Origin of the sequence: Vibrio sp. V08_P9A1T1, assembly GCF_963874405.1 — a bacterium.
Classification (GTDB): Bacteria; Pseudomonadota; Gammaproteobacteria; order Enterobacterales; family Vibrionaceae; genus Vibrio; species Vibrio anguillarum.
The window spans coordinates 1-16,252 of the sequence record NZ_CAWNIB010000144.1 but is presented as its reverse complement, the minus strand read 5'-3'; the positions used below and the strand labels follow the sequence as shown (position 1 = coordinate 16,252).

At 45.6% G+C, this 16,252-nt stretch carries 13 protein-coding genes and 5 tRNA genes; 10 read left to right on the top strand and 8 right to left on the bottom strand.

The genetic code is table 11. From position 1 onward, the window contains the following. Positions 1 to 71: 71 nt before the first annotated feature. Positions 72 to 566, bottom strand: a complete 495-nt coding sequence (locus AACT21_RS06920) for an Rsd/AlgQ family anti-sigma factor (RefSeq protein ID WP_013857948.1) — start codon at positions 564 to 566, stop codon at positions 72 to 74. A 180-nt stretch (positions 567 to 746) separates the two neighbouring features. Between AACT21_RS06920 and nudC the strand changes: the two genes are divergently transcribed. The 4 genes from nudC to AACT21_RS06900 all read left to right on the top strand — a co-directional run bounded on the left by nudC (position 747) and on the right by AACT21_RS06900 (position 4,641). Next, positions 747 to 1,532: an NAD(+) diphosphatase gene (gene nudC / locus AACT21_RS06915; protein ID WP_170889804.1), complete on the top strand. Its 786-nt coding sequence runs from the start codon at positions 747 to 749 to the stop codon at positions 1,530 to 1,532. A gap of 249 nt (positions 1,533 to 1,781) precedes the next feature. Beyond that, complete coding sequence (hemE, locus tag AACT21_RS06910) at positions 1,782 to 2,849, top strand: uroporphyrinogen decarboxylase (protein ID WP_094164543.1); 1,068 nt, start codon at positions 1,782 to 1,784, stop codon at positions 2,847 to 2,849. A gap of 101 nt (positions 2,850 to 2,950) precedes the next feature. Beyond that, positions 2,951 to 3,589, top strand: coding sequence for a TetR/AcrR family transcriptional regulator (locus tag AACT21_RS06905; protein ID WP_013857945.1), 639 nt, complete (start codon positions 2,951 to 2,953; stop codon positions 3,587 to 3,589). Between the two features lie 89 nt (positions 3,590 to 3,678). Then, entirely contained in the window at positions 3,679 to 4,641 is a 963-nt protein-coding gene (locus AACT21_RS06900) for a hypothetical protein (protein ID WP_017046695.1), read from the top strand. Between the two features lie 37 nt (positions 4,642 to 4,678). Here the strand turns inward: AACT21_RS06900 and AACT21_RS06895 are convergent, their stop codons facing one another. The 7 genes from AACT21_RS06895 to rsgA form a co-directional block, all read right to left on the bottom strand. Then, the gene (locus tag AACT21_RS06895; RefSeq protein ID WP_231140426.1) at positions 4,679 to 5,764 is read right to left on the bottom strand and encodes a murein hydrolase activator EnvC family protein; all 1,086 of its coding nucleotides are present in this window, start codon (positions 5,762 to 5,764) and stop codon (positions 4,679 to 4,681) included. Positions 5,765 to 5,987: 223 nt separating this feature from the next. After that, positions 5,988 to 7,520, bottom strand: coding sequence for a 2,3-bisphosphoglycerate-independent phosphoglycerate mutase (gene gpmM, locus AACT21_RS06890; RefSeq protein WP_094164542.1), 1,533 nt, complete (start codon positions 7,518 to 7,520; stop codon positions 5,988 to 5,990). A 156-nt stretch (positions 7,521 to 7,676) separates the two neighbouring features. Beyond that, the gene (locus AACT21_RS06885; RefSeq protein ID WP_094164541.1) at positions 7,677 to 8,564 is read right to left on the bottom strand and encodes a DMT family transporter; all 888 of its coding nucleotides are present in this window, start codon (positions 8,562 to 8,564) and stop codon (positions 7,677 to 7,679) included. Positions 8,565 to 8,676: 112 nt separating this feature from the next. Next, entirely contained in the window at positions 8,677 to 10,557 is a 1,881-nt protein-coding gene (locus tag AACT21_RS06880) for a methyl-accepting chemotaxis protein (RefSeq protein WP_047688356.1), read from the bottom strand. A gap of 297 nt (positions 10,558 to 10,854) precedes the next feature. Beyond that, complete coding sequence (locus AACT21_RS06875; protein ID WP_064624225.1) at positions 10,855 to 12,270, bottom strand: SLC13 family permease; 1,416 nt, start codon at positions 12,268 to 12,270, stop codon at positions 10,855 to 10,857. Between the two features lie 213 nt (positions 12,271 to 12,483). Then, the gene (gene asd / locus AACT21_RS06870) at positions 12,484 to 13,341 is read right to left on the bottom strand and encodes an archaetidylserine decarboxylase (RefSeq protein WP_013857937.1); all 858 of its coding nucleotides are present in this window, start codon (positions 13,339 to 13,341) and stop codon (positions 12,484 to 12,486) included. A 175-nt stretch (positions 13,342 to 13,516) separates the two neighbouring features. Next, a complete protein-coding gene (gene rsgA, locus AACT21_RS06865) occupies positions 13,517 to 14,578 on the bottom strand; it encodes a small ribosomal subunit biogenesis GTPase RsgA (RefSeq protein WP_013857936.1) in 1,062 nt (353 codons plus the stop codon). Positions 14,579 to 14,732: 154 nt separating this feature from the next. On the opposite strand from rsgA, the gene orn reads away from it, so the two are divergent. From orn to AACT21_RS06835, 6 genes are all read left to right on the top strand, one after another. Further along, positions 14,733 to 15,278 carry an oligoribonuclease gene (orn, locus tag AACT21_RS06860; protein ID WP_010318948.1) on the top strand — a complete coding sequence of 182 codons (546 nt, stop codon included), beginning with the start codon at positions 14,733 to 14,735 and terminating at the stop codon, positions 15,276 to 15,278. A 176-nt stretch (positions 15,279 to 15,454) separates the two neighbouring features. Further along, a tRNA-Gly gene (locus tag AACT21_RS06855) sits at positions 15,455 to 15,530 on the top strand. 161 nt (positions 15,531 to 15,691) lie between these two features. After that, a tRNA-Met gene (locus AACT21_RS06850) sits at positions 15,692 to 15,768 on the top strand. A gap of 33 nt (positions 15,769 to 15,801) precedes the next feature. Then, positions 15,802 to 15,877, top strand: a tRNA-Gly gene (locus AACT21_RS06845). A 161-nt stretch (positions 15,878 to 16,038) separates the two neighbouring features. Next, positions 16,039 to 16,115, top strand: a tRNA-Met gene (locus AACT21_RS06840). A 33-nt stretch (positions 16,116 to 16,148) separates the two neighbouring features. Beyond that, positions 16,149 to 16,224 (top strand) — tRNA-Gly (locus AACT21_RS06835). Positions 16,225 to 16,252: the final 28 nt, after the last annotated feature.

Below are 16,252 nucleotides of genomic sequence, written 5' to 3'. Positions count from 1 at the left end.
AGGCACCTTCGGGTGCCTTTTTTGTTGCGCTTAATTAATCTACGCGAATGATTACAGCAAAATATTCAATATTAAGCACCAGGAGGGATAGCCAAGCTGTCCGCGATAAGTTGAATCAAACTATCTTCCACTCCAAAACGCACCTCAATAATTTCACCAATTAGCGAAAGGTCGTTGTCAAAGTTTTCGAGATCATCCTCATCACTCACTGCCGCGTATTTATCTGTAAAATTGAGTAACGGCTCCGTAGTAACAATAATTTTTCCATAAGTCTGATTAATTTCATCGGTGGCTTCAAAGCCGGTTGCACGCCACCTATCCATCACCATATCGTAGATTTTGAAGTGACCTTCGGAAATATAATCGACCAGTTGCTGGCAAAAACGTTGCAGCTCTTCTGGCGAGGGAAGCCCGTTAACATTCGTTTTGGCGGTGCAAGGTTGCAGCGCGGCTAATTTGCAATACTCTACAATTAAGGTTTGTCGCGTGTTTAACCAGTGATCAATAACGTCACTGTAACCGCCCCATTGCTCTTGTGTGCGTTTTAGTTTTTTTAGCATGACCATGCCCTCATGATCGGGTCACAAAGCTGGTGACCGTTTCCTTTGCGTAGGGTTGCACTTCGTAGATACAACTCATTGTCCTTACTAGAATTTATAGAACTAAATTTGGAACGTTACAAATTCTGGTATGAATTTAGATTGCCAGTAAAATGGGGTAACTGCAAGAAGAGAGGTCGCAACATGTTGAAAAATAGTGATACAAAAATCGCTTATTGGTGTGTAGTTTCCGGAAGTGAGATCTGGACCATAAATGGTGAGTTACCGCTAGGATCTGCGGGCGAATATTCCCTGCCTTTAGAAAAAGCGGTGGTGGTAGATAGTTGTGATGGTTATCCAGTGATGTGGGTTAATGATGCCGATCTTGATGGCGAGCGAGAAATGACTTCATTACGCGAATTGTTGCATCTCAAACCAGAACTGTTTTTGGCGATCAGCAAAGCGCTTCAATATGGTCACATGAGCCAAACGTTACGTTTTTGCCCACAATGTGGTGGGCGAAATTACCTAAACCATAACCAATTGGCGATGCAATGTTCTGAGTGTCGAACGTTACATTATCCGCGTATCTTTCCTTGCATTATTGTCGCGGTACGAAATCAGGATAAAATTTTATTGGCCCAGCACCCAAGGCATCGTAACGGCATGTATACCGTTATTGCTGGTTTTTTAGAGGTCGGGGAGACGTTAGAGCAGTGCGTGGCACGTGAAGTGCTTGAAGAAACGGGGATTCATGTGAAAAATATTCACTATTTTGGTAGCCAGCCTTGGGCATTTCCATCGAGTATGATGATGGGCTTTGTGGCGGAATATGACTCTGGCACGATAAAACCCGACTATAGTGAATTGAGTGATGCGCAATGGTTTTTAGCAAGTGCTTTGCCTCCTGTTGCGCCCGAAGGGACGATAGCCAGAGCATTAATAGAGCACACGTTAAGCGAAATCGAGAAAGATTCACTGCCGCATTGCTAAAAAAAACCCTCCGGTGAAGGAGGGGGTAAGTAAGATGTCGTTATGAGATGCCGAGTACAGAGTACTCAGTTTATAATTATAGTTTTCGCTAGCGAACAAATTTTTAACACCGTTAAAGGTTGCTTGCAAATTAACCATTGATTTAAAAGTTAATAACATGATCTCGCTTGCAAAGCACACCGTTTTTGGCGCTTATTCAGTGCTAGAATAACGCCACAAAAAATAACAAGCTTTAAATTGGAAGACGGAATGACTGAATTAAAAAATGATTGCTACTTGCGTGCACTGTTAAAACAACCTGTCGATTGCACCCCTGTATGGATGATGCGCCAAGCAGGACGTTACCTGCCAGAGTATCGCGCAACGCGTGCCGAAGCAGGCGATTTTATGGCGCTGTGTAAAAATGCTGAGCTAGCTTCTGAAGTGACATTACAGCCATTACGTCGCTTTCCATTAGATGCCGCTATTTTATTTTCTGATATTTTAACCATTCCTGACGCCATGGGATTGGGTTTGTATTTTGAAGCGGGAGAAGGGCCAAAGTTTGAACGCCCGATCACTTGTAAAGCCGATGTCGATAAAATTGGCTTACCGGATCCGGAAGGCGAACTGCAATATGTGATGAATGCCGTACGCCAGATCCGCAAAGATCTACAAGGTGAAGTTCCATTGATCGGTTTTTCAGGCAGCCCATGGACACTCGCGACTTATATGGTGGAAGGTGGCAGCTCAAAAGCCTTCACTAAGATCAAAAAAATGATGTACGCCGATCCTAGCGTGCTGCACGCCTTGCTCGATAAACTGGCAGACAGTGTTATTGAATACCTTAACGCACAAATCAAAGCGGGTGCTCAGTCTGTTATGATTTTTGATACTTGGGGCGGAGTACTGACGCCGCGCGACTACAACCTCTTTTCACTACAGTATATGCACAAAATTGTGGATGGTTTAATTCGTGAAAATGAAGGTCGCCGCGTACCCGTCACTCTGTTTACCAAAAACGGTGGCATGTGGCTGGAGCAGATTGCTGCAACGGGTTGTGATGCTGTAGGGCTTGATTGGACCATCAATATTGCCGACGCCAAAGCGCGTATCGGTGACAAGGTGGCGCTGCAAGGTAATATGGACCCATCCATGCTTTATGCTCCGCATGATCGTATTCGTCAAGAAGTGGCGACCATTCTTGAAGGGTTCGGTCATGGTGGAACGGGCCATGTCTTTAACCTCGGACACGGTATCCATTTAGATGTGCCACCGGAAAATGCGGGCATATTTGTTGATGCGGTGCACGCCTTGTCTAAACCGTACCATCAATAATAGGTTTGCGGTGCCTTATCGCCGATAATGCACCGTTTCTCACTCTCATCCTGTTATTTGATAGGAGCAGGTTCACAGAGGTAAAGAGGTAATAAGACAAGATGAAGACCAAAGATAAGATCGTTTATGCTGCATTAGCGCTGTTTAATGAACATGGTGAAAGAACGGTGACCACTAACCATATCGCAGCACATATCGAAATCAGCCCAGGTAATTTGTATTATCACTTTCGTAATAAACAAGAAATTGTTCGTGATATTTTTGCTCTCTATTCAGCAGAGTTACTCGAACGTTTTCAGCCGATTGCGGCACAGCGCGAAAGCTTAACTCTGTTAAAGCATTATCTTGATTCGATCTTCACTTTGATGTGGAAATACCGTTTTTTCTATGCCAATTTACCGGAAATCCTGCAGCGTGATGAAGTACTACATGGTGAGTACATTCAAGTACAAGAAAAGCTGCAAACTAATCTCATTAATATTATGCACGCTTTTGTTGAGCTGAAATTGCTGTCTGTCGGAAAAGAAGATATGCAATCTTTAGTGACCACTCTCCATATGACGGCCTCGTGTTGGTTGAGTTATCAGTCAGCGATGTTTTCCAAAACGCAGATCACCGAGCAAGTGATTCATCAAGGCATGCTACAGATGATCGCAGTCGTTAAACCCAAAGCAACGGAACAAGGTCTTGAACAGCTTCTATTATTAGAGGAAGGTGTGCGGGCGATGCACGCATCATAATGTGTGCTTAGTTATAACCTTTGAGTATTGTTCTTAATCCTTTGAAGCTGTTAGCTTCTTAGCTATACATCTCTAAGGGTGGTGTTGATATGCACTATGACGTTTTTAACGGTGATGCTGATGGCATCATCTCTCTTCTTCAGCTGCGGCTTGCTTACCCTCGCACGACGACCCTAGTTACTGGGGTTAAGCGTGATATCAAATTGCTTCAGCGTCTTAATCTTCAATCCCGAGATAGTCTGACCGTGTTAGATATTTCGATGGAGAAGAATCAGCAACCTTTACAGCAGGCTCTTGCGGCGGGGGTGACGGTGTTTTATGCCGATCATCACTATGCAGGCTCAATCCCCGAGACTCCGCTGCTTGACGCCCATATTGATTTGGACCCTAATACTTGTACGGCATTAATTATTGATCAGTGGTTAGGTGGTCCGTTCCATGAGTGGGCGATTGTGGCAGCTTATGGCGATAATTTGATTGCTAAAGCGGATACTTTAGCGCGCAACGCGGGGCTAACTACCACTCAAGCTGAACAACTAAAAAACTTAGGCACCTTGATTAACTATAACGGTTATGGAGAGACGATAGAGCAGCTTCATTATCACCCCGCTGATTTGTACCAAGCCTTGCTAGTTTATCCTTCACCGTTTGATTTAATGAAGGATGACAACTCCCCTTTTTATCATTTGCAGCACGCTTATGAGCAAGATATGCAGCTTGCTCAGTCGTTAGAGCCTATCTATAAAAGTGCCTGTTTGAGCGTATACGAGCTGCCAGACTGTGCATCATCACAGCGAGTGAGTGGTGTGTTTAGTAATTGGCTAGCCAATCAAGCACCTGCCGCGGCACATATGGTTTTAACGGTAAATTCATCGGGTGGTTATACCGTTTCGCTACGTGCTCCATTAACCAATAAACAGGGAGCGGATAGGTTATGCAGCGCCTTTGCAACCGGAGGCGGGCGAGAAGCGGCGGCGGGTATTAATTCGTTGGATAAAAGACAATTGACCCAATTCATTACTCAAGTAGAAGCGTACTATTCATCACACTAACGCTCGCCCGGATTAACAGGGTGATGGATGTGTTTTGCTAGCGACTGAGCCAGCGTGTTGGGTCTTCGGCTTTACTGTTGCGACGAATTTCGAAATAGAGCGCTGGCTGAGATTGACCGCCAGTGTCTCCCGCTAAAGCAATGGTTTCACCGGCGGTGACTTTATCGCCCTCTTTTTTGAGCAAACTTTGGTTAAAGCCGTATAAGGTCATATCGCCTTTGCCATGATCGAGCAAAACCACCAGCCCATAACCACGTAGATATTCAGCAAACACGACCGTGCCAGAATAAACCGCTTTGACGTTTTGACCATAATTGGCGTCAATGACTAGACCTTTCCAGTCAATTTGTCCACTTTGACGTGTACCAAAAGCATGCAGGATTTTGCCTTTGACTGGCCAAGGTAGCTTGCCTTTTTGCGGCGCTAACCCATCCATTAGTACAGCGTTACGTTTTGCTGCTTTGGCGATTTCCGCTTGTAATCGCGTTTCATTGCGTTGCAATTCCGCTAAGTAGACTTTATCACCGGAAATACTTTTTTGAATTTTACCCACCGTACTGCGTCGTTCTGACTGCGTTTTTGCCAATGTAGCGCGCTTTTGGGTCTGCTGTTCTAATAGAGAGGCGATTTGGTCTCGTTCAAGTCGCAGCTGTTTTTCACTTTCATTGAGTTCTTTTTGCGTAAGTTCAAGCTGTTGGATGGTTTGGCTGCGCGCCTTCGCCAAGTGTTGGTAATACTGGCTGATGCGATCTTCTTCCACGCCATTATTGAGTATGTTGGATGAGGCTGTCGCTCGCTGAGTGGCGTAATAGGTTTTGATCAGTTGAGCTAATTTGGCGGTTTGCTGTGTTTGTTGTGTTTCTAAGGCTGTGATCTTTTGCTTGAGTTTAGCGATATTAGCGTTGGCCACTACTAATTCTGATTTGGTGTTTTTGATCTGATTTTCTAGACTTGAAATGCCCACTTCTTGCTTTTTAAGCGCATTTTGCAACGAATCGAGCTCTTTTTGTCGATTATTTAACGCTTGCTGCTGACGAGAAATTTCGCCTTTCACCCCTTTTAGCTCTTGTTGTGTGGCAGCCATTAACGGTGAGCTGGAGAGGCAAGCTAGCCCTAACACCATCACTAGGCTAAGTGCATGCCACCAAGTCGTTATAGTAAGTGGGTGTGGTGAAGGCTTGTTTCTCATCCGTTTTCAAGTCTCTATCGACAAATTAGTGAGTCAGTATACTCAAAGCCATCCGCGAGGCGAAAGCCCTATGTCAAAACTTGCAATCAAATCGAGTTCTTGGGCGAAAAAAAAAGCCTCGATATTTATCGAGGCTCAATAGCACGTGGTTGGTGAGTTATTTAAACAACACTTGACCAGACATTTCTGCCGGGATGTCCATGTTCGATAGAGCAAGCATCGTTGGTGCTAGGTCAGAAAGCTTACCACCATCTCTTAGCTTAAGATCTTTGCTACCGACGTAGATAAGCGGCACTGGCAGATTGGTATGTGCGGTATGAATGCCCCCTGTTTCTGGGTTCACCATCATTTCTGCATTGCCGTGGTCTGCTGTGATCAGTAGCTGGCCATCGACTTCTTTAATCGCTTCAACCACTTTTCCGATACACTCATCAAGCGCTTCGCATGCTTTCACGGCCGCTTCGTAAATACCAGTATGACCAACCATATCGCCGTTCGGGTAGTTACAGATAATCGCATCGTATTTACCCGATTTGATTGCCGCAACGAGTTTTTCAGTCAGTTCAGGCGCGCTCATTTCCGGTTGCAGATCGTAAGTTGCCACTTTAGGTGAAGCAACCAATTGGCGCTCTTCGCCTGGGAATTCGTTCTCAACACCACCGTTAAAGAAGAAGGTGACGTGCGCGTATTTTTCTGTTTCAGAGATGCGCAACTGAGTTTTGCCCGCCTTTGATAGCCACTCACCGTAGGTGTTTTCTAGTGATGCTGGTGGAAATGCGCACAGCAGAGGAATGTCGGCGGCGTATTGGGTTAGCATCACAAAGTCAATTGCTGGGAACTTCGCACGTTCAAACCCGTTGAAATCTGGTATGAAAGCGCGAGTAATTTCACGTGCACGGTCGGCGCGGTAGTTCATGAAAATCACGGCATCGCCATCTTCAATCGCAGCAGAGTCTTGGCCTTCAGCTTTGATTTCTGTCGCTTTAACAAATTCATCATTTTCTTCACGTGCGTAAGCGGCTTCAAGGCCTGCTACGGCGGAATCAAAAGTAAATTCTGCTTTGGCTTCAACCAATAGGTCGTAAGCTTTTTGTACGCGTTCCCAGTTGTTATCGCGATCCATGGCGTAGTAACGACCAATCAGTGAGGCGATACGACCTTTACCTAATTTAGAAAATAGGTCTTGGAAGCGTTGCAATGAGGCTTCGGCACTGCGTGGTGGCGTATCACGGCCATCAAGGAAGCAGTGGAGGTAGATTTTCTCAGCGCCACGGGCAGCAGCCATTTCAACGGCAGCGTAGATATGATCTTCATGCGAGTGAACACCACCTGGCGACATTAGTCCCAATAGGTGAACCGCTTTGCCCGCTTTGATGGCTTTATCCATCGCGTTGACTAACACTTCGTTTTGTTGGAATTCACCATCAAGAATTGATTTAGTAATGCGTGTCAGGTCTTGGTAAACAATACGACCAGCACCGATATTGGTGTGACCGACTTCTGAGTTACCCATTTGACCATCCGGTAAACCTACATCCATACCAGAAGCAGAAATCAGAGTGTTTGGGTTGTTTGCAATTAAGCTATCCATGACTGGAGTATGTGCATTGCTGATTGCGTTGTGTGCGTTATCTTCACGGTAACCCCAACCGTCAAGAATTACTAAAGCCATTGGCTTCTTAGCTGACATAGTTATGACCTCGTCAAATTCAAAGTAACTTAAACAGAAATTAGCGTAATTTTACTACACTTTGAAGCGATTGCAGTAGGTTAAGATCAATGATTCTCCCTATCAATGCCTATAAAGGTAGCCTATTGATCAACATCGGTGCCTTTTTAGCGCCATTTAATAAACTAACATTCCCGTCCCAAGCACGGCAAACAGTGCGCCGCACCAAGCGAAGCGGTTGGGCCGCTGTTTGGTATACATCCATAAAATAGGCAACAACATGATGGGCGTGGTTGAGGAGAGCAGGGCCACCATACCCACGTTGCCTTCACGCAGTGCGTAGAGAATTAACGTCATTCCGACCGCCATCGCAAGAAAACCGTTGATGGCAGTAATGGTAAAAATGGGCAGCGTAATGGCTTGAGTGGCGCGTGCTAATTTTGCACCAGTAGCCAACAGTAAGCAGTGTGCGGTGAAGGCGGTGAGCATTCGAATTGCGGAAGCGGCGATGGGGTCGATCCCCGTTTGCATCACAGGTTTGGCGATGATCCCACCCAATGCTTGGCATAGAGCCGCGATAAGGCCAAGTGCAATGCCAACCCATACTCGGCCTTTAATTGTTTCCAATGCATTATGATTTTGCCCTCGGCGGCCAAAAAAGATGGCCGTTAGAACACCTGAAAAGACAAAAGTTGCGCCCACTAGCTCTGCATGGCTCATGCTTTCGCTGAATAAAAAATAGCCGAGAATGGCCGAAAAAACGGCATGGCAGGAAAAGAGCAAACCCGCTTGTCTTGGCCCCATGCGATTTAAACACGCAAACAGCGCCGTATCGCCAATGAATATGCCAATCAACCCCGAATACATCATGGGTGTCACCATCTCGCTGTTTACCGTTGCCCAGCCGCCAGTTGCCAGCGCCATGCTCACTAAAATGAGAGAAGTACAGCCCATCCGCCAACGGCTATAAGCAAAGGTTCCTAAATGGCGAGCGGGAGTAACAGACAGTAAACTGGCTACTGCCCAAAGAAACGCGGCAGCAAGCGCGAGCCATTCGTAGCCCATGTAAACATCCTTGAACGAGGGAAGGATCTCAATATGCCTTAAGCGCTAGGGGAAAACAAAGGGAATTTATGGGCTTGCCTCAATGTGATTAAAAGAGGCAAGCCAAGAGGATTTACACTTTGAAGCGGCGAATATCGTTACGCATGGCTTCTGCCGATAAATGCATTTCATGAGCGCTGTGGCTGCTCTGCTGAGTTTGACTAGCAAGGTCATCAGAAGCGTCTTTGATACCTTGTGTATTGCGGCTAATGTCTTCGCTGACGGCTCGCTGCTCTTCAGCGGCACTGGCAATTTGCAAGGCCATATCATTGATCTCGGTAATGGCTTGCGTGATCCGCACTAAACTGTCGTGAGCTTGTTCGGCATAGTCAACACTGTGGTCGGCCAGTTTGGTGCTTGCTTCCATATTCTCGACCGCATGTTGAGTATTGCGCTGCAAGGTTTCTATCATGGTGCGGATCTCTTCCGTTGAACCATGTGTACGTTGGCTGAGCACACGAACTTCGTCGGCTACCACAGCAAAACCACGGCCTTGGTCACCAGCGCGGGCCGCTTCAATCGCCGCATTGAGTGCTAACAGATTGGTTTGTTCGGCAATACTTTGAATGGTGGATAGGATCTGGTTGATACTTTGAGCATTGCTCTCCAACTCTCGGATCACTTTGGCCGCACTATCGACCTGATTGGCTAAGTGAGTAATGGAATCACGATTCTTTTTGATAACCGCCTGCCCGTCATCACAAGCTGAGGCCGATGCTTGTGACGCGCTAGCGGTCAGTTCGGCATGGCTAGCCACCTCAGCGGCGGTAGCCGACATCTCGTGAATCGCGGTGGCTATTTGGTTGACATCATTTTGTTGGTGCTCAACTCGCATGGAAGCTTGAGCAGAAAGGTCATTGGCATCTTGTGCTTGCTGGGAAAGTTGTTGGCTACGGCTGACGATCCCTTTCAGCATCTCCTGCATTTGACTTAAAAAGAGATTCACTTTCTCGGCCAATTCACCGATTTCATCCATGCGTCGAATGTCGATGCGTTGGGTGAGGTCGCCTTCTCCTTGCGCTAATTGCGCTAAAGCGTTCGACAATACCTGCAGTGGTTGCAGTAAGCGGGTTACAACCCAAGTGCTGATGCTGGCGATAATAATGTAGAGCACTAAAGAGGCAATGGCGGTAAAGGTTATTTGCTCAGAAACCGAGGCGTAGGCCATCTCTTTATCCACCACAATGCCCAGTAACCAATCGGTATTTGGTATTTGTGAGACGTAAATTAATTTGTTGCCTTGCTTTGGCCAAGCGATGGTATCCACGCGATTTTCTCGGGCTAAGCTGGCCATGTGCTGGGAATCTAATTCGTTGTTTAAATTGGTTAAAGGTTTTTGGCTTAAAGCTTCATCTTGGTAGGCAACAATGTTGTTATTACCATCAACTAGAAACGCAAAACCTTGATTGTTCAATTTAACATTCAGCACTTCTTTAATGAGATTGGTTACCGTTAAATCGGCGGCGAGTACGCCTTGTTTTTGACCTTTAAAAGCTTTGGCGAAGCTGACCACGATGCTGCCATCAAAATCTTGGTAGGGTTCGGTAATTATAAGCCCTGATTGTGCCATTGCATCTTTATACCAAGGGCGCGTTCTTGGATCATAATCACTTGGCCAATCTTCGGTTTTATCACCATAAGCAATGCTGCCATCACTAAAACCAGCATAAACAGAAAGAAAATCACCGCTCTTTTTAGTCACCAGCAACGCTTGGTCAGCATTGTTATTATTAGCAATAAAAGGTTCATTGGCCAACATCATATTGCTGCGGATCCCAAGCCAATCACTGATGTAATGGCGAGTAGCAAGACTGGTGTTTTCCATTTCACTATTAATGGCATAGGTCGTTTCTTGCTGTAATTGACTGACGGAGATCCAAGCTTGGACGCCACTGACGATTGCGATGATGATGGCGATAGCGACTTGAATTTTAAATTTGATGGTATGTCTCATGGGTTATGTCCCTAGAACGGTTTGACAACCGCGTGTCGATAGCTCAGATCAGGAAAAGATGAATTAACGGCTCCTACGCTTAGTTGCAGCGAAATGATGAAGCCGTTTCATGTTTCTTCAGATAAATGAATAAGTAAATCAGAGTAATCCTACGAGAATGTAGCTTTGATTAATATGATCGTGCTCGATTATTGTTCATCTCGTTGATTCGCTTTTACTTAGTTTTAGGCTGGAATGATTCATCTTTGCGACCTGCATTCAGTCTTGACGCTCAATGCAAGTCGCAGTCACCCAAGGTTAGGTCAGTAACAGCGCGGCAGCATAGACAATGCACAAGCCAACAACGCCAATAATCAGACCTGTTTTGGCCATGTCTTTACTCTCAATAAGCCCGGTAGAATAGGCCAGTGAGTTCGGCGGTGTTGAGACAGGTAAAATCATACCCAGTGAGGCAGAAAAGGCGACAACCACTAACAAACTTTGTATACCACCAATACTGGCCAAGCTTTCCATGGATGTGCCAATCGCGGCGGCGATCGGCATGAGTAAGTTAGCGGTCGCGGTATTGGACATGAAGTTTGCCATGAGCCAACAAACGAGCGACAGGGTGATGACGACCGAGATAGGCGATAGAGAACTGTAATCAATCGCGTGAGCTAATGCTGAAGCGAGCCCTGTTTTATCTAGCCCAATTCCAATCGCTATCCCGCCAGCCACTAGCCACAAGACGTCCCAGTTGATCTGTTTCAGTTCCTCTTTGCCCATAATGCCGGTGAGTGTAAAAACCGCCAAAGGAATAATAGATACCACATAGGTGTTCATGCCGTGTAGAGAGGTGGTCATCCACAGCACTATGGTGGCGGCAAAAGTAATGTAGACCACGATTGCACGCCAATTTTTTTGGAATGTTCCGTTTAGTTTCAGCACCATCTGTTTTTCTGAAGAGGGAAACAGTTTTTGTAGCAAAAACCAAGCTAACGTGAGCTGAATAATCACAAACGGCAAGCCCATCATCATCCAAGAAAAGAAATCAATGCTATTGCTTCCGGTGAGATATTGCAGCGCGATCGCATTGGGTGGCGTACCGATAGGCGTGGCAATACCACCGGTGTTCGCTGCAATCGGAATGCAGAGCACTAAGGCTTTGATGCCTAAATCCCCTTTTGGAGCTGAAGCGACGATCGGCCCGAGCAGCGCCAGCATCATCACAGTAGTCGCGGTATTGGACATAAACATAGAAAATACCGCAGTGATCAACATTAGCCCCAGCATAATAAAGCGGGGTTGAGTACCAAAAGGTTTGAGTAAAACTCGGGCTAAGTTGTTGTCCAGTTCATATTTAGAAGCAGCAATCGCCAGTGCAAAGCCGCCCATGAACAAGATAATAATCGGTGAAGAGAAAGCGCTGAAAATATCGGTGTACTTCATTAACTCGCCGATATCATGCCCAGCGGGTGGCGAACGAAAGAGATGCAAGCCTTTATCTGAAATCATCACCAATTCGAGCGCAATGATCAAAATGGAGGTGGCAAATACAGGAACTGGCTCCAATACCCAAAGCAGAGCAGCCAATAAAAAAATAGCCAGTAATCGATGTTGAATTAAGGTTAAGTCATCAATCGGTATTGCATCAATGGGCATCAGTAAAACACCGATGGGCAGCAAAAAGCAGATCGCAAGCTTTATCAGCATTCCCGTATTCATGGTAGGCATATCACATGACCTTCATTAGGTTAACTTGAAGTAACTAGCGTAAATGATATGTGAATGAAGGTCTTAGACGCGGCTTGAAATTTTGAGTTTTAGCGAAGGAATATGCAGCAGCTTTGTTTTTTATCAATAAAGAAAAAAAGCGAAACATCTAGAGGCGTTAGCTCTGAACATGCAGAGCTAACGCATTCGGCAGGGAACATTAAGAGATGGCGATTAACGTTGCTGTGCGTATGGAGTACCCATAACCGTTGTAGCATTGTGTTGCATAGACTCATCAAAGCGAATTTTATCTTTTGCAAACAGGTTGATCACCGTTGAGCCTAGCTTAAAGCGACCCATCTCTTGTCCTTTTTTCAGTACAACAGAGGTATTGCCTTGGGCTGGATAATCCCAGCGATAAACGGTATTGCCGCGCGGAGGCGTGACAGTCCCTGACCAAACTAGCTCAATACTGCCAACAATGGTCGCTCCGACAAGCACTTGTGCCATTGGGCCAAACTCAGTATCAAAAATACACACCACGCGCTCATTGCGAGCAAACAGGTTCGGTACATTTTCGGCTGTTAGTGGGTTAACCGAGAAAAGATCGCCCGGAACATAAATCATTTGACGTAACACGCCATCGCAAGGCATGTGTACGCGGTGGTAGTCGCGAGGTGATAAATAAAGCGTGGCAAATTCGCCATCTTCAAACTCTTGCGCCAGCTTTGCATCACCACCGAGCAATTCTACCGCTGTAAAATGGTGGCCTTTCGCTTGGATCAGCTTGCCATCTTGAATCGGCCCGAATTGACTAACGCAAGCATCGGCCGGATGGGTGATTAAGCTATCACCGTCACTGATTGGCCGAGCATCGGCTTTCAATTCACGAACAAAGAATTCATTGAATGTTTTGAAATGGCTAGGATCTGAATGCAGAGCTTCATCCATGTTGACATTATATTGTTTAATAAACCAACGAATGACTGCAGTGGTTAGACCGCCAGCTTTCGCTGATGCGAGTTTACCCATCAGGCGTGTTAAGCCATGTTGTGGGATCCAGTATTGCAGTCCAACTTTAATTTTATCCATTGTCTCTGATTCCAATGTTAACTGTATGTTCTTCACTTTGGGCGCGAGATGTTACTGAAAAACTCTCACCATGTCAGCAGTTAGTCACCATTGCTTACGGATTATTCGATGGCGACAGATAAAAAATTTATCGATCAAGTCTGCGGACATTTGCCGGGGTAAAACTCGATGCTATTTATAAATCCGCTTTTTTGTTACGCGAATATTGGCGGTTAGCTTTGTTTTCCGACATGCTTTCTAAAATTCGGTGGTAGTTCTCAAAGCGCGTGTTACTAATATCACCTTTTTCCACGGCTTCACGTAGTAAGCAACCCGGATCGTCAGCGTGTTTACAGTCTCTAAACTTACAGCCGCCTAAGAAGGGACGAAATTCGACAAAGGCTTCAGTGATCGCTTCAGCTTCCAAGTGCCATAAACCAAATTCACGCACTCCCGGCGAGTCGATCAAATCACCGCCTGTAGGGATATGATACAAGCGAGCCGCAGTGGTGGTATGTTGACCAAGTCCAGATGCTTGAGAAACTTCACCTTCTTCAATTTCATCTTCCAAATTTGGCATTAATGCGTTCACTAGGCTGGATTTACCAACGCCAGATTGACCAACAAATATGTTGATCCGTCCGCCAAGTTCCGCTTCTAACTCAGCAATCCCTTCACCGCTTTTTTTGCTGACAAAAAGCACTTTGTAGCCAATGCGTTCGTACACACGTAACGACTCTTGATATTGGTTACGCAATTCATCGCTGAGTAAATCAATCTTATTCAGTACCACTAGCGGCGCAATATTCACGGTTTCTGAAGCGATCAAATAACGGTCGATGATATTGAGTGACAGTTCCGGTAGTACGGATGACACAATGACCATCTGATCAATGTTTGCCGCGACTGGTTTCAAACCGTCGTAATAATCTGGACGAGTCAGAACCGATTTGCGCGGTTCAACCGCTTCGACAACGCCAGAGATACCCGCCATCGATTCGAGTCCAGGGCGCCAAATAACACGATCTCCTGAGACCAGCGTTTCAATGCCTCGGCGTAAATTACAGCGGTGGATGGTGTGAGTCTCTAAATCTTCAACATCGGCATGTTGGCCAAAACGAGTAATCACTAACCCAGTTTTTGCGGTGCCGAGCATGGCTTCATCCCACGAAACTGTGTCCTCTTTTTTGAGTCGTTTACTCTGATTATTACGAACGCGTCGTACTTGACCTTTCGTCAGCTTCTTTTTCTTTGCCACGATTATCTACTTCATGATTATGATACGTTTTGATCCAACGTTGAGATTTTACTCAAAATCATACCGTTTGGATCCAATGTCCAAAGGTATCTTGGGGATCTGAATTTGGGTATAGTACCTTTTTTATCTGCAAACCAATATAGGCAACGTATTTATGTCTTTTAGCGATCAAAACTTGATTTGGGTTGATCTTGAGATGACAGGCTTAGACCCTGAAACTCACAAAATTATCGAGATTGCCACCATTGTGACTGATAGTGAGTTGAACATTTTGGCTGAAGGCCCAGTGTTGGCTGTTCATCAATCAGAAGCTGAATTGGCTAAAATGGATGAATGGTGCACCACAACACATACCAAAAGCGGTTTGGTCGAGCGAGTACGTCATGACTCAGTGACACAACAAGAAGCGGTTGAACAGACCATTACGTTTTTGGAAAAGTGGGTGCCTAAAGGTAAATCTCCTATTTGTGGCAACAGTATTGGGCAAGATCGCCGCTTTCTTTATAAACATATGCCTGAGCTGGAAGCCTACTTCCATTACCGTTATGTGGATGTCAGTACGCTAAAAGAGCTGACTCGCCGTTGGAAGCCAGAAGTATTGGATGGCTTTTCTAAGCAAGGTAGCCACCTGGCTTTAGATGATATTCGTGAGTCTATTGCTGAGCTTCAGTACTACCGTAAGACCATATTCAGTATTTAATTTTCAGAACGGCATTTTTTGCTGATGGCGTGTTAACCAGTTTTTGTGATTAATACGCCATATTTGCGTTCTTTTTCGTCAAAAAAAAAAAAAAAAGATTTTTTGCCAGTAAGGGCTTGCATCATAAGAAAATGCTCTTATAATTCGCAGCCCTGAACAACGGAAACGTTGTGAATGCGACACTAGCTCAGTTGGTAGAGCGCAACCTTGCCAAGGTTGAGGTCACGAGTTCGAACCTCGTGTGTCGCTCCAAATTCTTTTCGAAGAAAAGAATAGCGCCGCACAACCTAGTTAAGGTTAAGGTCACGCCTCTTTGTTTAAAGAAAGTGAACCTCGTGTGTCGCTGCACTTTCTCTTGTTAGAAAGTGAACAGGTTTAAGTTTTCATCGTACTTAACGGTGACACAATACGGACGCGGGGTGGAGCAGCTTGGTAGCTCGTCGGGCTCATAACCCGAAGGTCGTTGGTTCAAATCCAGCCCCCGCAACCAAATTTAGATTAAGCGTGAATACGATTAATCATTGCGACACTAGCTCAGTTGGTAGAGCGCAACCTTGCCAAGGTTGAGGTCACGAGTTCGAACCTCGTGTGTCGCTCCAAATTCTTTTCGAAGAAAAGAATAGCGCCGCACAACCTAGTTAAGGTTGAGGTCACGCCTCTTTGTTTAAAGAAAGTGAACCTCGTGTGTCGCTGCACTTTCTCTTATTAGAAAGTGAACAGGTTTAAGTTTTCACCGTACTTAACGGTGACACAATACGGACGCGGGGTGGAGCAGCTTGGTAGCTCGTCGGGCTCATAACCCGAAGGTCGTTGGTTCAAATCCAGCCCCCGCAACCAAATTTAGATTAAGCGTAAATACGATTAATCATTGCGACACTAGCTCAGTTGGTAGAGCGCAACCTTGCCAAGGTTGAGGTCACGAGTTCGAACCTCGTGTGTCGCTCCAAATTCTTTTCGAAGAAAAGAATAGCGCC

Coding starts and splice junctions, on each gene's coding strand:
- AACT21_RS06920 (WP_013857948.1), bottom strand. CDS start 566: ATGGTCATGCTAAAAAAACTAAAACGCACACAAGAGCAATGGGGCGGT.
- hemE (WP_094164543.1), top strand. CDS start 1,782: ATGACTGAATTAAAAAATGATTGCTACTTGCGTGCACTGTTAAAACAA.
- AACT21_RS06905 (WP_013857945.1), top strand. CDS start 2,951: ATGAAGACCAAAGATAAGATCGTTTATGCTGCATTAGCGCTGTTTAAT.
- AACT21_RS06900 (WP_017046695.1), top strand. CDS start 3,679: ATGCACTATGACGTTTTTAACGGTGATGCTGATGGCATCATCTCTCTT.
- AACT21_RS06895 (WP_231140426.1), bottom strand. CDS start 5,764: ATGGTGTTAGGGCTAGCTTGCCTCTCCAGCTCACCGTTAATGGCTGCC.
- gpmM (WP_094164542.1), bottom strand. CDS start 7,520: ATGTCAGCTAAGAAGCCAATGGCTTTAGTAATTCTTGACGGTTGGGGT.
- AACT21_RS06885 (WP_094164541.1), bottom strand. CDS start 8,564: ATGGGCTACGAATGGCTCGCGCTTGCTGCCGCGTTTCTTTGGGCAGTA.
- AACT21_RS06880 (WP_047688356.1), bottom strand. CDS start 10,557: ATGAGACATACCATCAAATTTAAAATTCAAGTCGCTATCGCCATCATC.
- AACT21_RS06875 (WP_064624225.1), bottom strand. CDS start 12,270: ATGCCTACCATGAATACGGGAATGCTGATAAAGCTTGCGATCTGCTTT.
- asd (WP_013857937.1), bottom strand. CDS start 13,341: ATGGATAAAATTAAAGTTGGACTGCAATACTGGATCCCACAACATGGC.
- orn (WP_010318948.1), top strand. CDS start 14,733: ATGTCTTTTAGCGATCAAAACTTGATTTGGGTTGATCTTGAGATGACA.